This window comes from Prevotella herbatica, assembly GCF_017347605.1.
GTDB classification, from domain to species: Bacteria; Bacteroidota; Bacteroidia; order Bacteroidales; family Bacteroidaceae; genus Prevotella; species Prevotella herbatica.
Window position 1 is genome coordinate 2,668,856 of record NZ_AP024484.1, and the last position, 17,867, is coordinate 2,686,722.

The 17,867-nt window shown below is 39.3% G+C and carries 15 protein-coding genes; 12 read left to right on the forward strand and 3 right to left on the reverse strand.

What is annotated here, in order from left to right:
• The first annotated feature begins 17 nt into the window (after nt 1-17).
• The 6 genes from trpC to prwr041_RS09965 are packed head-to-tail and all read left to right on the forward strand — an operon-like array spanning nt 18 to nt 5,560.
• Nucleotides 18-812 carry an indole-3-glycerol phosphate synthase TrpC gene (gene trpC, locus prwr041_RS09940; RefSeq protein ID WP_207153638.1) on the forward strand — a complete coding sequence of 265 codons (795 nt, stop codon included), beginning with the start codon at nt 18-20 and terminating at the stop codon, nt 810-812.
• 10 nt (nt 813-822) lie between these two features.
• A complete protein-coding gene (locus tag prwr041_RS09945) occupies nt 823-1,524 on the forward strand; it encodes a phosphoribosylanthranilate isomerase (RefSeq protein ID WP_207153639.1) in 702 nt (233 codons plus the stop codon).
• Nucleotides 1,521-2,297 (forward strand): tryptophan synthase subunit alpha, encoded by a 777-nt coding sequence (gene trpA / locus prwr041_RS09950; RefSeq protein ID WP_207153640.1) that lies wholly within the window; start codon nt 1,521-1,523, stop codon nt 2,295-2,297. The genes prwr041_RS09945 and trpA overlap by 4 nt, the downstream gene beginning before the upstream one ends.
• Nucleotides 2,298-2,300: 3 nt before the next feature.
• Nucleotides 2,301-3,500, forward strand: coding sequence for a tryptophan synthase subunit beta (gene trpB / locus prwr041_RS09955; protein ID WP_207153641.1), 1,200 nt, complete (start codon nt 2,301-2,303; stop codon nt 3,498-3,500).
• Nucleotides 3,487-4,899, forward strand: coding sequence for an anthranilate synthase component I family protein (locus tag prwr041_RS09960; RefSeq protein ID WP_207153642.1), 1,413 nt, complete (start codon nt 3,487-3,489; stop codon nt 4,897-4,899). Before trpB ends, prwr041_RS09960 begins: the two co-directional genes overlap by 14 nt.
• Nucleotides 4,900-4,939: 40 nt before the next feature.
• Nucleotides 4,940-5,560 carry an anthranilate synthase component II gene (locus prwr041_RS09965; RefSeq protein ID WP_237072207.1) on the forward strand — a complete coding sequence of 207 codons (621 nt, stop codon included), beginning with the start codon at nt 4,940-4,942 and terminating at the stop codon, nt 5,558-5,560.
• Nucleotides 5,561-5,633: 73 nt separating this feature from the next.
• Here prwr041_RS09965 and glf read toward each other — a convergent pair whose 3' ends face one another.
• Together glf and prwr041_RS09975 are read right to left on the reverse strand one after the other, a co-directional pair.
• Nucleotides 5,634-6,824, reverse strand: coding sequence for a UDP-galactopyranose mutase (gene glf / locus prwr041_RS09970; protein ID WP_207153643.1), 1,191 nt, complete (start codon nt 6,822-6,824; stop codon nt 5,634-5,636).
• Nucleotides 6,825-6,946: 122 nt separating this feature from the next.
• Complete coding sequence (locus prwr041_RS09975; protein ID WP_237072208.1) at nt 6,947-9,466, reverse strand: glycosyl hydrolase 115 family protein; 2,520 nt, start codon at nt 9,464-9,466, stop codon at nt 6,947-6,949.
• Nucleotides 9,467-9,741: 275 nt separating this feature from the next.
• Between prwr041_RS09975 and prwr041_RS09980 the strand changes: the two genes are divergently transcribed.
• The 5 genes from prwr041_RS09980 to prwr041_RS10000 all read left to right on the forward strand — a co-directional run bounded on the left by prwr041_RS09980 (nt 9,742) and on the right by prwr041_RS10000 (nt 16,152).
• The gene (locus prwr041_RS09980) at nt 9,742-10,173 is read left to right on the forward strand and encodes an Hsp20/alpha crystallin family protein (protein WP_207153644.1); all 432 of its coding nucleotides are present in this window, start codon (nt 9,742-9,744) and stop codon (nt 10,171-10,173) included.
• A gap of 353 nt (nt 10,174-10,526) precedes the next feature.
• Entirely contained in the window at nt 10,527-10,814 is a 288-nt protein-coding gene (locus tag prwr041_RS09985) for a hypothetical protein (protein WP_207153645.1), read from the forward strand.
• 87 nt (nt 10,815-10,901) lie between these two features.
• Nucleotides 10,902-14,018: an efflux RND transporter permease subunit gene (locus tag prwr041_RS09990; RefSeq protein WP_207153646.1), complete on the forward strand. Its 3,117-nt coding sequence runs from the start codon at nt 10,902-10,904 to the stop codon at nt 14,016-14,018.
• Between the two features lie 2 nt (nt 14,019-14,020).
• On the forward strand, nt 14,021-15,250 hold the full coding sequence (locus tag prwr041_RS09995) for a TolC family protein (RefSeq protein ID WP_207153647.1): 1,230 nt from the start codon (nt 14,021-14,023) through the stop codon (nt 15,248-15,250).
• Entirely contained in the window at nt 15,247-16,152 is a 906-nt protein-coding gene (locus prwr041_RS10000; RefSeq protein ID WP_207153648.1) for an efflux RND transporter periplasmic adaptor subunit, read from the forward strand. The genes prwr041_RS09995 and prwr041_RS10000 overlap by 4 nt, the downstream gene beginning before the upstream one ends.
• Nucleotides 16,153-16,228: 76 nt before the next feature.
• Here prwr041_RS10000 and prwr041_RS10005 read toward each other — a convergent pair whose 3' ends face one another.
• The gene (locus prwr041_RS10005) at nt 16,229-16,642 is read right to left on the reverse strand and encodes an EamA family transporter (RefSeq protein ID WP_207153649.1); all 414 of its coding nucleotides are present in this window, start codon (nt 16,640-16,642) and stop codon (nt 16,229-16,231) included.
• A gap of 327 nt (nt 16,643-16,969) precedes the next feature.
• On the opposite strand from prwr041_RS10005, the gene prwr041_RS10010 reads away from it, so the two are divergent.
• Complete coding sequence (locus prwr041_RS10010; protein ID WP_207153650.1) at nt 16,970-17,740, forward strand: phosphatase PAP2 family protein; 771 nt, start codon at nt 16,970-16,972, stop codon at nt 17,738-17,740.
• Nucleotides 17,741-17,867: the final 127 nt, after the last annotated feature.

Consider the following 17,867-nt stretch of genomic DNA (forward strand, 5'->3'; position numbering starts at 1 on the left):
ATAGTATATATAGTAATATGGATATCCTTGAAGAAATAGTAGCTCATAAGCGCATAGAGATAGATCAGCGTAAGCAGTTTATCGCTCCACGCCAATTATATGGAATGGTAGCTCAGAAGTTACAAGATGCACCAGCTACAACAGTAAAGTTTGCTACATCATTAATGGAATCAGAAACGGGTATAATTGCCGAGTTCAAGCGTATGTCTCCAAGTAAGGGATGGATAAACAAGGATGCAAAGTCTTCAATTGTTCCATTGTCTTATCAGAAGAATGGCGCGACAGCACTTAGCATATTAACCGATACCGACTATTTCGGAGGCTATGACGAATTCGTTCAGGATGCAAGGGCTACCGGTGTAACAATACCTATATTATATAAGAACTTTGTTATCGACGAATATCAACTTTTTCAGGCGAGTTTCTGTGGAGCTTCAGCAGTGTTATTAATCGCTGTATGTCTTAGTAAAGCAGAATGTAAATCCCTCATGTCGTTGGCGCATGAACTTGGACTTGAAGTGCTTTTGGAAATGCACGATCGTCATGATCTGGAATATGCAGAATTGCAACCAGATATGTATGGCATAAATAATCGTAATCTCGGCAGCTTTGTTACAGATGTCAACAACAGCTTTAAAATGGCAGAACAGTTGCCTGCTGATGTATGCAAAGTGAGTGAAAGCGGAATTGATAATCCAGAGACATTGAAGTCATTAAGAGAAGCAGGATATAATGGCTTCTTGATGGGAGAGTGCTTTATGAAGACGTCTGATCCAGGAGAAGCTTTGAATAAATTTATTTCTAATCTATAAAGACGAGTATATGATCATAAAGGTTTGTGGAATGCGCAATGCTGACAATATACGTCAGGTGTCTGAACTAGACATAGACTTGATTGGCTTTATATTTTGGCAGAAATCAAGTAGATATGTGCGCATGATATCAAGTAAGGCTGGTGTACTCCCAGATTATAGTACGGAGCGTTATCGTCAACTTTCTGAAGGAAATCTAGTCGTAGCTACTGAGAATAAGCCAAAGCGTGTAGGCATCTTTGTTGATGATATGCCTCAGAATATCGTTACTCGCATCTATAATTATAATCTTGATTATGTGCAGTTGCATGGTAATGAGAGTGTGGTTATGATAGATAATCTAGTAAAGACTATTGATCCAGATATCCACAAGAATATAAAAATAATAAAGGCATTAAGTATAAACACTCCCGATGATATTGACCGATATAAGGAATATGAGGGACATGTTGATTTGTTTCTCTTTGATACAAAATGTGATACAGTAGGTGGTGGTGGTAAACATTTTGATTGGTCAATGCTTGAGCGTTATGATGGAGAAACTCCGTTCCTACTTAGTGGTGGAATAGGTCCTGAAGACGTGGAACAGATAAAGAACTTCCATCATCCAAAGTGTGTAGGTATAGATATTAATAGCAGATTTGAGACTGAACCGGCAATGAAAGATGTAGATCTTTTGCGTACATTCATCTCACAGTTAAAAGGCGTATGAATAAAATTAATAAACTTTTCAGTGAAGTAAAAGACCGCAAGTTGCTCTCTCTTTACTTTTGTGCAGGTTGTCCAGCTCTTGATGGTACCGCTGATGTGATAATGACTTTGCAAAAGCGAGGTATTGACATGATTGAAGTTGGTATTCCTTTTAGCGACCCTCTTGCTGACGGTCCGGTAATTCAGTCGGCTGCAACAAAAGCACTAAAAAATGGAATGACTCTTAGTAAGTTATTTGCTCAACTAGGAGAAATCAAGAATCAGGTGACTATCCCATTAGTTATGATGGGCTATCTTAATGTCATCATGTACTATGGTATAGAAAAATTCTTTAAGAGTTGTGCTGAGAATGGTGCAAGTGGTTGTATTATCCCTGATCTTCCTTTCAAAGACTACCTTGAAGTTGTGAAGCCTATCGCTGATAAATACGACATACGTGTAATCATGATGATTACTCCCGAAACAAGTGAGGAGCGCATTCGCCTAATAGATGATAATACCGATGGATTCATTTATATGGTAAGTTCTGCTAGTATCACTGGTGCTCAGAGTAATTTCAATGATGACAAAGTGGCTTATTTCGAGCACATAAATGCGATGAATCTAAAGACTCCACGCATGATAGGATTTGGAATAAGTAATAAGCAAACTTTGGAGAGTGCACAGAATAATGCTTCGGGCGCAATCATTGGTAGTAAGTTTGTTACCTTACTTAATGAGACCGGCAACCCAGATGTTGCAATTGATAAATTGTATGACGCTTTAAAGAAATAAAATATGAATAAACCAGATAAACAAGGATTCTACGGACAGTTTGGTGGTGCCTATGTTCCGGAGATATTATATAAATGTGTACACGATCTTCAGGATGCGTATATTCCTATTATAGAGAGTAAGGAGTTTCAAGATGAATACAACCAGTTACTCAAAGACTATGTTGGTCGTCCTTCTCCTTTGTATTATGCAAAGCGCATGAGCGAGAAGTATGGTTGCAAACTCTATCTTAAACGTGAGGATCTTAATCATACCGGTGCCCATAAGATAAACAATACTATTGGTCAGATTCTGATGGCAAAGAAGATGGGTAAAAGTCGTATCATTGCTGAAACGGGAGCCGGACAGCATGGTGTTGCTACTGCTACCGTGTGTGCACTGATGAATATGGAATGCGAGATATTCATGGGAAAGACTGATGTTGAGCGCCAGCATACCAACGTAGAGCGTATGCGTATGTTAGGGGCAAAAGTGCATCCTGTCACAACAGGAAACATGACTCTTAGTGATGCATGTTCTGAGGCAATACGTGATTGGTGCTGTCATCCTCAGGATACATTCTATATTGTTGGTTCTACAATGGGACCACATCCTTATCCTGATATCGTGGCAAGAATGCAGAGTGTGATATCAAAGGAAATTAAATGGCAGCTTCAAGAGAAGATAGGTCGTGATTATCCTGATTATCTTATCGCTTGTGTTGGTGGAGGTTCTAATGCTGCGGGTACAATATATCATTATATTGATGACTCACGTGTGAAAATGGTCCTTGCTGAAGCTGGTGGTCATGGAATAGATACTGATTATACTGCTGCAACAATGCATTGCGGTACAGAGGGAATTATTCATGGTGCTCGTACACTCGTTATGCAGACTGATGACGGACAGATTAAAGAGGCATTCACAATCAGTGCAGGTCTTGACTATCCTGGTATCGGCCCAATGCATGCTCAGCTTGCTAAAAGCGGTCGCACAAAGGTGTTTGCCATTAATGATGATGAGGCTATCTATGCAGGATATGAACTTACCCGAATGGAAGGTATCATACCAGCCATCGAGAGTGCGCATGCTGTGGCTACACTCAAAAAGCTCACATTTAAACCTGATGATATCGTTGTGTTAACAGTAAGTGGTCGTGGCGATAAGGATGTGGAGACATATCTAAATAATAAGAAAATGGCTAAAGAATATGGAGATTTTTAATTATACTACACATACCGAGAAGATTCTTGCTGATCTTTATACACCTGTTGCTGTGTATATGAGGTTGCGCGACATCTATCCTCAAAGTGCATTGATGGAAAGTTCTGATTATCACGGAAATGATAATTCTAGAAGTTTCATCGGCATTCATCCAATGGCTAATATTCAGGTTAGTCATGGTGTAATCCGCAGTACTTATCCCGACGGATCAGTTGATGAAACTGTTATTAACACTTCTGTAAAGGGTAAAGCGAAAGATGTTGTTGCCGATGCGATAAATAATTTCATTGGACATTTTAAAGTTGAAGGCGAAGGGAAAGACTTCTGTGGTCTATATGGCTATACTACTTTCAATGCTGTACGCTATTTTGAAGACATTGATGTAAAGGATGCGACAATGGAACAGAACGATGCTCCCGACATCTATTATATAATGTATAGGGATATTATTGTTTTTGACCATTTCAATAACAGTATGCAGATTATAAGTCTTTCAGATGATTCTTCTGCTATTGCTGACATCCTGCGTTCTATCAACAAGCAGAATATAAAGCCATATAGTTTCAAACCTGTTGGTGATACTACTTCAACTCTTACCGATGAAGAGCATAAGGCTAATGTGCGCCGTTGCGTGAAGCATTGCTTGCGAGGAGATGTATTCCAGATTGTCATTTCTCGTCGTTTCATACAGAAATACGAGGGCGATGATTTCAAGCTCTATCGTGCTCTGCGTTCTATCAATCCAAGTCCATATTTGTTTTATTTTGATTTCGGAGGTTTCCGTATTTTCGGTTCTTCACCAGAAACTCATAATCGCATCGTTGGTGACAAGGCTTATATAGACCCTATTGCTGGAACAACAAAGCGTACTGGTGATACAGAACAGGACAGAAAGAATGCAGATTTTTTGCGTAACGATCCAAAAGAGAATGCCGAACATGTAATGTTGGTTGATTTGGCACGTAATGATTTAAGTCGTAATTGCCATGACGTGAAAGTTGATTTCTATAAGGATATGCAGTTTTATAGTCATGTGATTCATCTTGTTAGCCGTGTTAGTGGAACGCTTAATGAAGGTGCAAACAGCATAAGAGAGTTTATTGATACTTTCCCTGCTGGAACATTAAGTGGTGCTCCAAAGGTGCGTGCTATGCAGATTATTTCAGAATTGGAACCGCATAATAGGGGAGCGTATGGTGGCTGTATTGGCTTTATCGGACTCACCGGTGAACTTAATCAAGCAATTGTAATACGTACTTTCATTAGCCGTAATGGGGAGTTATGGTTTCAGGCTGGAAGTGGCATCGTTGCAAAGAGTAATGATAATTATGAGTTAGAAGAGAGCAGCAATAAGTTGGGTGCATTGGTAAAGGCAATTCATATTGCCGAAAACCTTTAGTTGCTAGTTTATTGTTGAATCCCTATTTATATTAATTTTTATGAGTGAATATTATAATGGAATAGAAACTTCTGCTGATACGATAAAGGTTGATGGCAAGAAGGTTGTTATCATTGATAACTATGATTCATTTACATATAATCTTGCGCACCTTGTAAAAGAGTTGGGCGCTGAAGTAACGGTATATCGTAATGATAGGTTTCAGTTGAATCAACTTGAGACATTCGATAAGATTATCCTCAGTCCAGGACCAGGTATTCCTTCTGAGGCTGGTTTACTTCTTGATGTTATCAAGCATTATGCAGGACGCAAGTCAATATTAGGAGTATGTCTTGGCCATCAGGCTATTGGTGAGGCTTTTGGAGCCAAACTGATTAATCTTGATGCGGTTTATCATGGTGTAGCAACTCCGATAACACAATATGGAAATGACAAAATATTTGCAGGACTTCCAAAGCGTTTTGATGTTGGTCGCTATCACAGTTGGGCTGTTGATAAAACAGGATTCCCTGATAGTCTTGAGGTCACTGCTTTAAGTGATGATGGCTGTATTATGGGATTGAAGCATAAGCACTATGATATCCATGGCATACAGTTTCATCCTGAGAGCGTGCTTACTCCCGAAGGTAAGAAGATTGTAGGTAATTGGCTTGATATGTAATATATAAAAAATGGCAAACCTGTTAATCGCCCATAAGCGTTAGCAAGTTTGCCATTTATAATATGTTTACTGTTTATTTAAACAGTTTCATCACGTTCTCCACAACCGGTGCCATGTCGTAATATTTATATTCAGCAAGTCTACCTCCAAAAATTACATTACTTTCCTTTGCTGCCAGTGCGCGATATTTCTCAGCGAGTTCGTTGTTTATCTTATCGTTTACTGGATAATATGGTTCCATTCCGTCTTTCCATTCTGTGGAATATTCTTTTGATATAACCGTCTTTTTACAGTCATATACCTTTTGCCCGAACATCTCGAAATGCTTGTGCTCAATCACACGTGTGTAAGGCACTTCTGCTTCAGTATAGTTTATCACTGCATTTCCCTGATAGTTAGGCTTGTCAATAATATCCTGTTCAAATTTTACGGTACGGAAGTTTAGTTTACCGTATTTGTAATCATAGAATTCATCAATCTGTCCTGTGAATACAACTTCCCCAAAACTGTATAAGTCATTTCCAAGGGCATCATTGCTTGATGCGTCAAGAGTGAAAGTTCCGTCTTCGTTTTTGTTTATATCCTTTCTTAAATCAAAGAAATCAATATTTTTATGACATTCCACTCCATCTAGTAATCCGTCAATAAGTTTATTATATCCTCCTATAGGAATACCCTGGTATGTATCGTTGAAATAATTATTGTCGAACACCATTCGTACAGGCAGTCTTTTAATGATAAAGGCAGGTAGTTCCGTGCATTTTCTTCCCCATTGCTTTTCGGTATATCCCTTGATAAGTTTCTCGTATATATCTTTACCGATAAGAGTTTGAGCTTGCTCTTCAAGGTTTCTTGGTTCTGTTGCACCTTCAGCCTTCATCTTAGCCACAGCTTCCGCTTTCTGCTCATCAATCTTAGCCTGAGCTTCATCTGGTGTTGTCACTCCCCACATCTGGTAAAATGTGTTCATGTTGAAAGGCAGATTATAAAGTTTCCCTTTATAATTTGCAACAGGAGAATTTGTATATCTGTTAAACTCAACGATTGAGTTCACGAAATCCCATACATTTTTATTACTCGTATGGAATATATGTGCGCCATATTTGTGTACGTTTATACCTTCAATATTCTCGCAATATATATTTCCTCCAAGTTGAGTACGCTTGTCAATCACTAGACATTTCTTGCCTTGTTTCTTTGCCATGTAGGCGAATGTTGCTCCAAAAAGTCCGGAGCCAACTATAAGGTAATCGTATTTTTTCATTACAGATTATTGTTTATTCTGCAAAGGTAGTGCAAGTCGAAGACAATACAAAATAAAAAGCATTTTTATTTTTATTGTTTCGGCGTAGCCTATCTTCGACTAGTACTGCTCTTATTCTATTATCAATTGTCTGATTGTGTCGGAAACACATAGAAATGGCGATCTTTAATGAAATCAATCATCCATTGATCTACTTCCACGTGGTTGTCAATAGCCTTGATAGAAAGGGTGTGATGCCCTTTCGAAATATTTATAGGGAATAATAATACAGCCTGTCCTCTAAGCACATTCAGTTTCCATTGTTCCGAACGATCTTTCTCCTTATATGATTTCACAGTGTAATCCTTTCCGTCAATGTTTATCGCAATACGAATATCTCCGTCGTCATTAGGTTGTGTCGGTATAACAGCTACACGTAGCATTGTGTCGGCATTTCTGTCAGATTCGAATTCATATTCCAGATAGCCTTCTTTTGGCAAAGCCACAGCGTTCATGCTATGTCCCAATGCCTGAATAGTATATGCGCCAGCCGTTGCCGATGAGTATTGGCATGCATCCATCGCTATGGCATCGTTTATCTTTATAGTGTGTCTTTTCGCAACAGCCGATTTTATTATCATCTCTTTTGCTATACTGTCAGAGGGCATTATCGGTAGCATTGGAGGATAGAATGCGAATAAATCTCTTGGCATAGAGGTCATTGAATATTTCCATTTACCACCAGCCATTTTGTTATTGTAGTAATCAGTGATGTTCTGAATATCATGATATGCCTCCATGCTTTTGGCACTAGCCAATGTCATAACAGAGTCGCGTGACCAGAGTGTCGCGTTTACCTGTCCTGTAGCAAACGAGCGTGCACGTTGTGCCTCAAGCATCTTTGTCGCCATGTCAGCAGAAGCACATACACCATATTCTATATGTGAAAAATAAGCATCTCTCTTTTCTTTCGCAATAGTCCCCTTAATGTCTTCAATAGCTTTCTTAATGTCAGCATAATGTTCAAGATAACGATCCATTTCACCACCAAACTCATTGCTGAATTCCGTGTCCTTTATCCACGACATTCCTCGAACGTTGGTTGCTTTGTCAAGTTCTACTTGAGTCCATCCCATGTGCTCTGGTTTACGTATTCCGCAAAGTCTATAATATTCCAACATAACAGGCAGCAGCTTCTTTCCTGCGTTCTCACCAAACTCTCTTATCAGCCAGTTGCCTAGATGATTGTTTATTGTTGATGGCGAAATGCTATTTATGTTCCAAGCCATATCCATGAACAGTTCCAGTTGATAAGCTGCTGGCTTTGGATTATGAATGTTTACGATCCATTCCTTTCTGGCGTTATTGTCATAAGCCTGTTTCATCTCGCTATACACCAGTCCTGGTTGTGTTGTGCATAACCATAAGTAGTCATGTGGTCTGCCCCAGTAACTCATGTGATAATACACTCCTGCGCCACCGCTGCGTTGTTGCTCGTTTTTCTCTTTAAGGCGTGTCATGTAACCATAGTTGTCGTCACACCATAACAATGTTACGTCTTCTGGCACTTTCAAACCGTTTTCCATTATCTGCAACACCTCTTTGTAAGGAACGAATACCTGTGGAATACATGCCACGTCTTTATTTACGTATTTTTTCAGCAGTTCTCTTTGGTCGTCAATAGCATTTTGCAACCATATCGTTTTTTCCTGCATTGTTTTCACGCCTTCCATACTTCCGTCATGTATTCCTCTCATGCCGATAGTGTATAGATTGTCGTATCGTGCCACCTCTTTTAATCGTTCAGCCCAGTAGTCACGTACATTTTTTCCGTTTGTTACATAGTTAAAGTTGCCTCGTTTTACCACATCCCATTCGCCTACATTGTTTCTCATCAAAGGTTCGCAGTGTGATGTTCCAATGATGATGCCGCAGCTATCAGCCGTCTCTTTATTGCCATTTACAAAGTAAAATGGAACGGTTCCTCTGTGCATAGCTGGCCACATCGTGTTTGCGCGCAGTCTCAGCAACAGCTTGAATATCTGCTTGTATGTCTTTGCGCCGATACATCCTGTTTTATTTTCCTTTTCGTAAATCTTCCAACTCCATGGTTGCAGACTCCAGTCTTCATCATTTATGAATATGCCCCTATATTTTACTGAAGGACTTTGTGTCGTGTTGAAATTATCGTTAATAGTGAGAATGTCTTTATGTTGTGGCTTAGAGTCCGCCCACCATGTCCATGGCGATACTCCCGCCATTCTTGATAGTTCTAGTATTCCATAGGCAGTTCCTCTTCCGTCAGAACCAGTAATAAGTATCGTTCCGCTTTTATTTGTTCTTATGTCGAAACATTCAGTTTTACTCGCAATCTCATCAACAGGAACGTTCATGCTTTTCAGACTTTTCTTAGTGCTGTTCGAAGCAATATCCAATTGTGTAATCTGTATCTTTGCTGTTGTTGGTGATGATTGTATAGCCTTCATCCCAGTAACATCTTGCATGTCATCAGAAAACATGTCAAGTGCAGTCCTCACCACAAGTTTGCATTTCTTATGTACGGTGTATGTAATCGGATAATGTCCGTCATACCATACAATGTCCCCAGCCATAATGGTCAACGACGATATAATAAAAGCTGTTGCTAGCAAAAGTCTTTTCATTTTAGATTTATCTTTAAGTAATAAGTTGTTTATGTTGCGAAGGTACACCAAATGAGCGAAAAATCAAAGAAAAATTTAATCCTTTTTTTAACACAACTGACAATCTTGTCAGAAAATGACATATAAAGAGTTAATATAGTTTACATTTACTGACGAAAAGTCAGCACTTGTCTAATGGCATGTTTGTTGCATTTCTGTTATCGGATATCAAAGCCGAAAGGCAGAGAATCCAAACGAATATATGTTTAACAAAATAATAATTAGGAGGTTTTATTATGTGGTTACCAGTATTACGTACAAACAACAATTGGTTAGACAATGCATTCAATGATTTCTTTGATGACAGTGCAATGAAACGAATGAATTCTACCGCACCTGCAGTCAACGTTAAAGAAGACGAAACAGCTTATACAATGGAAGTTGCAGTGCCTGGAATTAAAAAGGATTTTTGTCGTGTAGACATCAATAACGATGGCGATCTTAATATTGCCATTGAGAATAAAATGGAACACAAGGAGGAGAACAAAAAAGAGCGTTATCTGCGCAGAGAGTTCTCATACACGAACTATCAGCAAACATATTCTCTTCCAGACAATGTCAACAAAGAAGGCATCAGTGCAAAGGTCACAGATGGCGTCTTGACAATACAGTTGCCTAAGATTGAAAAAGTTGAACAAAAAGTTCAGCGTAAGATAGAAGTTGGTTAATTCATATTCAATGATTGTAATATGTAGAGCCGGGGCTATATTAGCTTCGGCTCTTTTTTTGTTTTCGTAAGTGTAGCTGATATTCCACCGATTTTTTTTGCTTTACAAAACTGAATTTTATCCCGCAGATAGCGGAGATTTGCGCAGAGAATAATATCTGAGGGAAACCATAAATTCTGATTCATTGCGAAAGACAATGTCATTGCATAATTACATAATGAAACTTTAAATAATTAACTTTATCATGCTTTTGCAACCCAGTTGCAAGAATATCTTTGTATATTTGCACCACATATAAAAATAGTTTGTACAGATAAATGCGATTCATAACAGTTATATTCACCGTTTACATTATGCTGCTAGCAATAGTTCCTTGCCATTGCGATACAGCGAATGGAGATTGCTCGGAAACCAAATTGGTATCCGAGATAACTGCTGATAATCATACAAATTATAAATATGTAGATTTGTGTACGCCATTTTGTCTTTCGTCAGGATGTGTACATGCTCCAATATTCTTCTTGCCATCTAGCCGCGTTGTATTTAATAAAACAGCAGTCGCTATTGATAAAACGTTTGTTTATCAAGATGAAACTCCTGTGGGATATCATGGCACTTTTTGGCATCCGCCAGTAATGTAATAACAGATACTTTTTATTATGAACTTACGCATTTATATCATTATAGATGCGTTGATAGATGTGTCGTTATACATAAAATTTTATTAAATGTTTCAGAAAATAATCGATTATTCAATAAAGAATAAATTGGTTATTGGCATCATGACGTTAGCCCTCATTGTATGGGGTGGAGTGTCTTTGAGCCAATTACCGTTTGATTCTACACCGGATATTACAAATAATCAGGTGCAGGTAATTACACAAGCTCCAACACTTGGAGCACAGGAGGTTGAGCAATATGTAACAACACCACTCGAAATGTCATTTGCTAATATTCCTGATATCATTGAACGCAGAAGTATCAGCAGAAGTGGACTGAGTGTAGTTACATTGGTGTTTCGTGATAATGTTGATATATACTGGGCACGCCAGCAAGTAAGTCAGCAGATGAAGGAGGCTGAGGAACAGATTCCTTCGGGTGCAGGTAAAGTAAGTCTTGCACCAATCAGTACAGGACTTGGAGAGATTTACCAATACACAATTCATCCAAAGAAAGGGTATGAAAATAAGTTCACCTTGACGGATATACGAACCGTGCAAGACTGGATTGTGCGCAAGCAGTTTGCTGGTACTGAAGGTGTTGCTGAGGTAAATGGATGGGGTGGATATGTGAAGCAGTATGAAGTGGCAATAAACAGTGATCGCCTGGCTTCATTTGGTCTTACCGTGAGCGACCTTTACAATGCCATCGAAAAGAACAATAAAAACACGGGTGGAAGTTATATAGAGCAAGGAAACAATCAATATTTTATACGAGGAATAGGATTGACTCGCACACTGGATGACATCAGGCAAATACCAGTGAAGACCGTCAACAGTATTCCTGTTCTTGTATCAGATGTAGCTGATGTTCGTTTTGGTACAGCTATGAGATATGGCGCAGTAACGAGAAATGGCGAGGGCGAAGTTGTAAGTGGTATCACACTCATGTTGAAAGGCGAGAACTTTCAGGAGGTGATGAAAAATGTGAAGACTCGTATGAATCAGATTCAGAAGAGTCTACCTAAGGGACTTGTGATAGAGCCGTTTATAGACCGCACTCAGTTGGTTGATAGAGTAACGGCAACAATATCACGCAATTTGGTAGAAGGACTACTAATCGTAATGTTCATGCTCGTGCTGTTTCTTGGTAATGCTCGTGCTGGACTGGTGGTAGCATCTGTCATTCCGCTGTCAATGCTTTTTGCCTTTGGCATGATGAAGACGTTTGGTGTTGGTGGAAACCTGATGAGTCTAGGTGCACTGGATTTTGGTATTATTGTTGACGGAGCCGTAATCATCGTGGAATGTGTGAGCGGATATGTTGCCACGCATGGTGTGAAATTCGGTAGAAAGCGACTCTCGCAAGCTGACATGGATAAGGTTGTTACACATAGTGCAGGCAAGATGATGAGTAGTGCTGCTTTCGGAGAAATTATCATCATGACGGTTTATATTCCGCTGTTTACATTGGTAGGCATAGAGGGAAAGATGTTTCGCCCAATGGCAATGACGGTATTCTTCGCTGTGCTTGGTGCATTCATCCTGTCGCTTACCTATGTTCCAGTAGCCAGTTCACTTTTCTTGTCAAAGAAAGTCAGCCACAAGGAGAATTTCTCTGATCGCATGATGCATACCATTCAGCGATTCTATTATCCCATTGTAGATAAGAGTCTGAAACACTGTAAGGCTATCATCGTTTCAGGTGTAGCATTGTTGGCTTTGGCATTGCTTTTATTTAGCAGAATGGGCGGTGAGTTTATTCCTAATCTTGAGGAAGGCGATCTATGTGCCGAATTGAGTATGAAACAAGGTACATCACTCACTAAAATGATAGAGTCTACTACTGCCGCAGAAAAGATATTAAAGAAGAAGTTTCCTGAAGTAAAACAGGTGGTGACACGTATAGGTAGTTCGGAAATACCTACAGACCCAATGCCTATGGAGCGTGCAGACATGATGATTTCACTAAAGTCAAAGGATGAGTGGACAACCGCAAAGACTCAGGCTGATTTATCTGATAAAATGGAAGAAGCCATGAATAAGGTTGATGGACTGAACGTGGAGATGTCGCAACCGATACAGATGCGCACCAATGAACTGATAACGGGCGTGAAACAAGATGTGGCGATTAATATATATGGTAATAACATAGATTCACTGGCGAGTATAGCAAAGCATGTGGCAAATGAGATTGCAAATGTTGATGGTGTGGGCACACCAGTTGTAGAACGAGTTTCAGGATTACCGCAATTACAGGTGATTTATGATCGTGCACGTCTTTCAGCCTATGGTATTTCAATAGATGATGCTAACAACACACTGCAATCAGCTTTTGCGGGTGCAACAGCAGGATCTGTTTTTGAAGAAGACAAACGATTCGACATTGTTTTGCGACTGAATAAGGATATACGTGATAATGTGGAGACATTACAGAATCTTCTGCTCACTGTTCCCGACGGAAGTACAGTTCCTTTATCGCAGGTAGCTGAAATAAAATATGTGAATGTTCCGTCGCAGATTACGCACGACGAGGGGCAACGACGTATTTACGTAGGTTTTAATGTCCGTGGGCGAGATGTAGAAAGTACAATCAGTGATATTGAACATAAACTGGATACAGAACTGAAGTTGCCTACGGGGTATCATTATACCTATGGTGGTCAGTTTGAAAATCTGAAGGAAGCAAAGGCTAAACTATCTGTTGCAGTTCCTGTGGCGTTAGTCATCATTCTCTTTCTGCTATTCATCACTCTTCGAAGTATGCGTGAGGTGCTGATTGTATTTACCGAAATTCCGCTTGCAGCTATTGGTGGTATAATTGCCCTTTGGGCTAGAGGGATGCCTTTCAGTATATCGGCAGGTGTAGGATTTATTGCTCTCTTTGGTGTCGTGGTGCTAAATGGTATCGTACTGATAAATCAGTTTAACGAGTTTGAACGTCAGGGAATAACCGACATCAACCGAAGAATACTAAACGGATGTATGCTTCGTCTTCGTCCTGTGTTGATGACGGCTCTTGTGGCATCACTCGGTTTTCTGCCAATGGCAATATCTACGGGTGACGGTGCCGAAGTTCAGCGTCCGTTAGCAACAGTAGTGATAGGAGGATTAATCATAGCCACGATACTCACGCTAGTAGTTTTGCCGGCAATATATAAACTGTATTCAAGGAAGAAAAAATAGATATGAAAAGAATTATAATCATTGCACTCGCCATGATGGCGATAGTGCAAAGTATGATAGCGCAGGAGCGCAGAATGACTCTGAATGAAATACTGAAACTGGCTACGGAGCGCAATCTCTCATTGCAAAGTTCACGAATAGCTGTTGAGAGAACTCGCGCCCTGCAAGGTACTGCTTTTAATTTAGACCCTACAGCAGTGAGTTTGTCACAGGATCCGACGAGTGGAGGTAGTCCTGATAATGCTATCACAGTGAGTCAGAGTTTTGCTCTTCCAAGTGTTTACACTGCACGAAAGTCATTGCTCAAAGCGCAGACCGATGTAGAAAGAAGCAGACTGGCGGTGAACGAAAGTGAGTTGAAACGTGAGGTTAGCAAAGCCTTCTATGATTTGCTATATGCTCATGACGTACTTACTATCTATTCACGTCAGAACAGTATTTACAATGACTTTAACCGTGTGGCTGTGGCTAAGTTCAAAGCTGGTGAAACAGGAAGATTGGAGAAGATGAACGCTGAGCGACTGAAGCGTGAAAACGAGATAAAGAATATGAACGCAGAGAGAGACTTCCGCACAGCGCAACTCGTGATGATGAAATGGTTGAATACGGATACGTTAATCGTGCCTGTTGATTCTATTGATGACAAAGCAATTTTTCAGAGTAATCCATCTATAGACTCACCTCTTCTGATGCTTGCAAAAGCAGATGTTGACGTGGCAAACCGCCAGTTGAAACTTGAAAAGAGAGGTTATCTGCCCACGTTATCATTGGGTGCCAGCATTCAGGCTGTTATCAAGGGATTCAATCCTTATAATATAGAGCGACGTCCATACTCAAAAGGAGACTTCATGGGATTTTCTGTCGGGGTGAATATACCATTGGCATTTGGAGCACAGAAGGCCAAAATGAATGCTGCACGCAAGAATGTAGATATAGCAAGACTGAATGTCAGAAATCAGGAGTATATGCTGCGCAAAGCTTATGAAGTGGCATATAACGACTATCTAAGTGCGCTCAACTCACTGGAGTATTATCAAACGAAAGGAGTGCCACAAGCGCGTGAGATGGAACGTATATCAAAAATAAGTTATGAGAATGGTTCAATAGGTTATATAGAACTGATGCAGAATATGCAGAGCGCTGTAGATGTGTGGAAAGACTATGCTGATGCAGTGTGCAGATATAACAAAACGATTGTGGAATTAAATTATCTGAAAGGAGATAAACAATGAAGAAAGTAAGTAAATATATCGTGATGCTTTTTGTAGTAGCTGCACTGGCATCATGTGGAAGTGGTAAGAAAGATAACATGAATGACAAGAGTAAGACTGAGGCTTCAGATAAAGAAGAGGCTGATGATGAAGAATCTGCAGATGCTGACCCAGCACCAGATCTAAGTAAGACAAATAATATTGTGAGGATGACTGGTAAATTGGGATTGGATCCTCAGAATCGTGCTGATATTTCGCCTATTGCTGGTGGAGTAGTGCGTAGGATTCTTACGCGTGAAGGTTATCGTGTAGGTCGTGGACAGGTTGTGGCTTATATAGAGAACACAGAGATTGTGGCTCTTCAAAGGCAGTATATCGCCTCTGTGAGTGAGCGATCAGCTGCACGACTAGAGTTAAATCGTCAGCAGACTCTTACAAGTCAGGGAGCTGGTGTTCAGAAAACTCTTCAGCAGGCTGAGGCTTCTTATGCGATAGCCAATGCCAGTGTGCTAGGTATAGGCAGACAACTCAAACAGTTGGGCGTGAACCCATCTTCGGTATCGTTAGGTCGTATTACAACATTGATCCCTGTTCGTTCGCCAATCAGCGGTATTGTGGGAAAGATTAATATCAGTATGGGTAGTTATGTGGATATGACAACATCGTTGATGACCGTCGTAAACAATGTAAATCTGCATTGCGATATGAAGGCTTTTGAGAAAGATTTACCAAAAGTACGTATAGGTCAAGTTGTGAACGTATCGCTAACCAATAACCCGATGGTAAAGTTTCGTGCACGCATTTACGACATCAACTCAACATTTGATGATGGTTCTAAATCAGTTACCGTTCATGCAAAGATTATTAAGCAACCTGCCTCAAAGCTATTGCCCGATATGTTTGTGACAGGTGTTGTTGAATGATATATAGTTTACTTCCTTCATTGTTCTGTGCCATATATTGATTGTGGTGCAGAGCAATGAAGGAACAAAATATGATTTATAATAGCATGATTAAGCTGCCAGCGGTGATAAACACTGCACCCAAAACAACTTTTAATGTAACGGGTTCTTTTAACAGAATGAATGACAGAATAATAGTTATTACAACACTGAGCTTGTCAATAGGAGCAACTTGAGATACATTTCCGCTTTGCAAAGCCTTGAAGTAAAAGAGCCATGAAAGTCCTGTAGCAGCTCCAGACAGAACAAGGAATATCCAAGTATGACTTGTTATCTGTTTAACCTCACCAAGATGATTACCAATAAGGACAATTCCCCACGTGATAATCAATATTATCGTGGTTCGGATAGCGGTTGCTAAATCAGAGTTGATGTCTTTGACTCCTACTTTAGCGAAAATTGCTGTCAGTGCAGCAAAGCATGCTGACAATAAAGCATAATATTTCCACATTGTTTTATTTCTTTTTATCCTTACATATCAGGGATCAAATATTTATAAGATATGATGTTGCAAAGATAGTACTTAATTATTTATGATAGTATGTTTTCGAAAATTTTAATATTACCAATACAACTTTTTATGAAGGAGTAAGCTGCATTTGTGCCATAATATAGACAATAAATCATAATGAAAGCAAAACGATTATTAGAGTTTGTGGAAACAATAATTTCAATACTTAATGTTACAAAGTCGTGGCATTTAACTCATTTATTATGAAAATTAATAGTTTCTACAAAAAAAAATAGTAATTTTGCCGCCAAATCCTAATTAAAGTGTATGAAAATAGTATTTATGGTATTGATGAGTTGCCTTGTGACATGCAAGGCAATAGCTCAAGATGATAGTTTGAAATATAGTAGTGTTAAAATTGACACATTGGATAATACTCATAATCTGAAACTAAAGCAATTTATAGCTCCTACGGTTTGTCTAGGTGTAGGAATTCTGAGCATTGGAAGTGATTGGTTGAATCATCAAACTCATGAAATAAATGAAGAACTCCGTGAGGGCATTGATTCTAAATTTAGTATTGATGACTATTCACAATATGTGCCGGCATTGTCTGTTTATGGATTGAATCTTTTTGGAATAAAAGGTGTTCATGACTTTAAAGATAGAACAATGATATTAGCTATGTCAACTATTACAATGGGGCTTGTAGCAAATACAATGAAACATACAATCAAAGAGATGCGTCCTGATGGAACAACAAATAATTCTTTTCCTTCAGGTCATACGGCTATGGCTTTTATGGGTGCAGAATTTCTGTATCAGGAATATAAGAATGTATCACCATGGATTGGCGTAGCTGGTTATGCAGTGGCTGCAGGAACTGGATTCTTTAGAATGTATAACAACAGACATTGGTTGAATGATATTTTGGCTGGTGCAGGTATCGGTATATTGAGTACTAAATTCTCGTATTGGCTTTATCCTAAAATATTCAAGAATGCAGATTGCCAGAAAAAGAAACGTAGTATGCAATTTGTTGCTATGCCATATTATGATGGCAATGGAGCAGGATGTGCCGGCTTAGTTAGATTCTAAGGATGAATTCTAACTCTGTTTGTCACCTTCATGTTATAAAAAACGACAGTTTTGTTTATAGTTTCGTACAAATGTTAATCTGTGCAAAAGCACAGTGCTGTTTCTGTATTTGAAAGTTATATTTGTG

Coding starts and splice junctions, on each gene's coding strand:
- trpC (WP_207153638.1), top strand. CDS start 18: ATGGATATCCTTGAAGAAATAGTAGCTCATAAGCGCATAGAGATAGAT.
- prwr041_RS09945 (WP_207153639.1), top strand. CDS start 823: ATGATCATAAAGGTTTGTGGAATGCGCAATGCTGACAATATACGTCAG.
- trpA (WP_207153640.1), top strand. CDS start 1,521: ATGAATAAAATTAATAAACTTTTCAGTGAAGTAAAAGACCGCAAGTTG.
- trpB (WP_207153641.1), top strand. CDS start 2,301: ATGAATAAACCAGATAAACAAGGATTCTACGGACAGTTTGGTGGTGCC.
- prwr041_RS09960 (WP_207153642.1), top strand. CDS start 3,487: ATGGAGATTTTTAATTATACTACACATACCGAGAAGATTCTTGCTGAT.
- prwr041_RS09965 (WP_237072207.1), top strand. CDS start 4,940: ATGAGTGAATATTATAATGGAATAGAAACTTCTGCTGATACGATAAAG.
- glf (WP_207153643.1), bottom strand. CDS start 6,824: ATGAAAAAATACGATTACCTTATAGTTGGCTCCGGACTTTTTGGAGCA.
- prwr041_RS09975 (WP_237072208.1), bottom strand. CDS start 9,466: ATGAAAAGACTTTTGCTAGCAACAGCTTTTATTATATCGTCGTTGACC.
- prwr041_RS09980 (WP_207153644.1), top strand. CDS start 9,742: ATGTGGTTACCAGTATTACGTACAAACAACAATTGGTTAGACAATGCA.
- prwr041_RS09985 (WP_207153645.1), top strand. CDS start 10,527: ATGCTGCTAGCAATAGTTCCTTGCCATTGCGATACAGCGAATGGAGAT.
- prwr041_RS09990 (WP_207153646.1), top strand. CDS start 10,902: ATGTTTCAGAAAATAATCGATTATTCAATAAAGAATAAATTGGTTATT.
- prwr041_RS09995 (WP_207153647.1), top strand. CDS start 14,021: ATGAAAAGAATTATAATCATTGCACTCGCCATGATGGCGATAGTGCAA.
- prwr041_RS10000 (WP_207153648.1), top strand. CDS start 15,247: ATGAAGAAAGTAAGTAAATATATCGTGATGCTTTTTGTAGTAGCTGCA.
- prwr041_RS10005 (WP_207153649.1), bottom strand. CDS start 16,642: ATGTGGAAATATTATGCTTTATTGTCAGCATGCTTTGCTGCACTGACA.
- prwr041_RS10010 (WP_207153650.1), top strand. CDS start 16,970: ATGAAAATAGTATTTATGGTATTGATGAGTTGCCTTGTGACATGCAAG.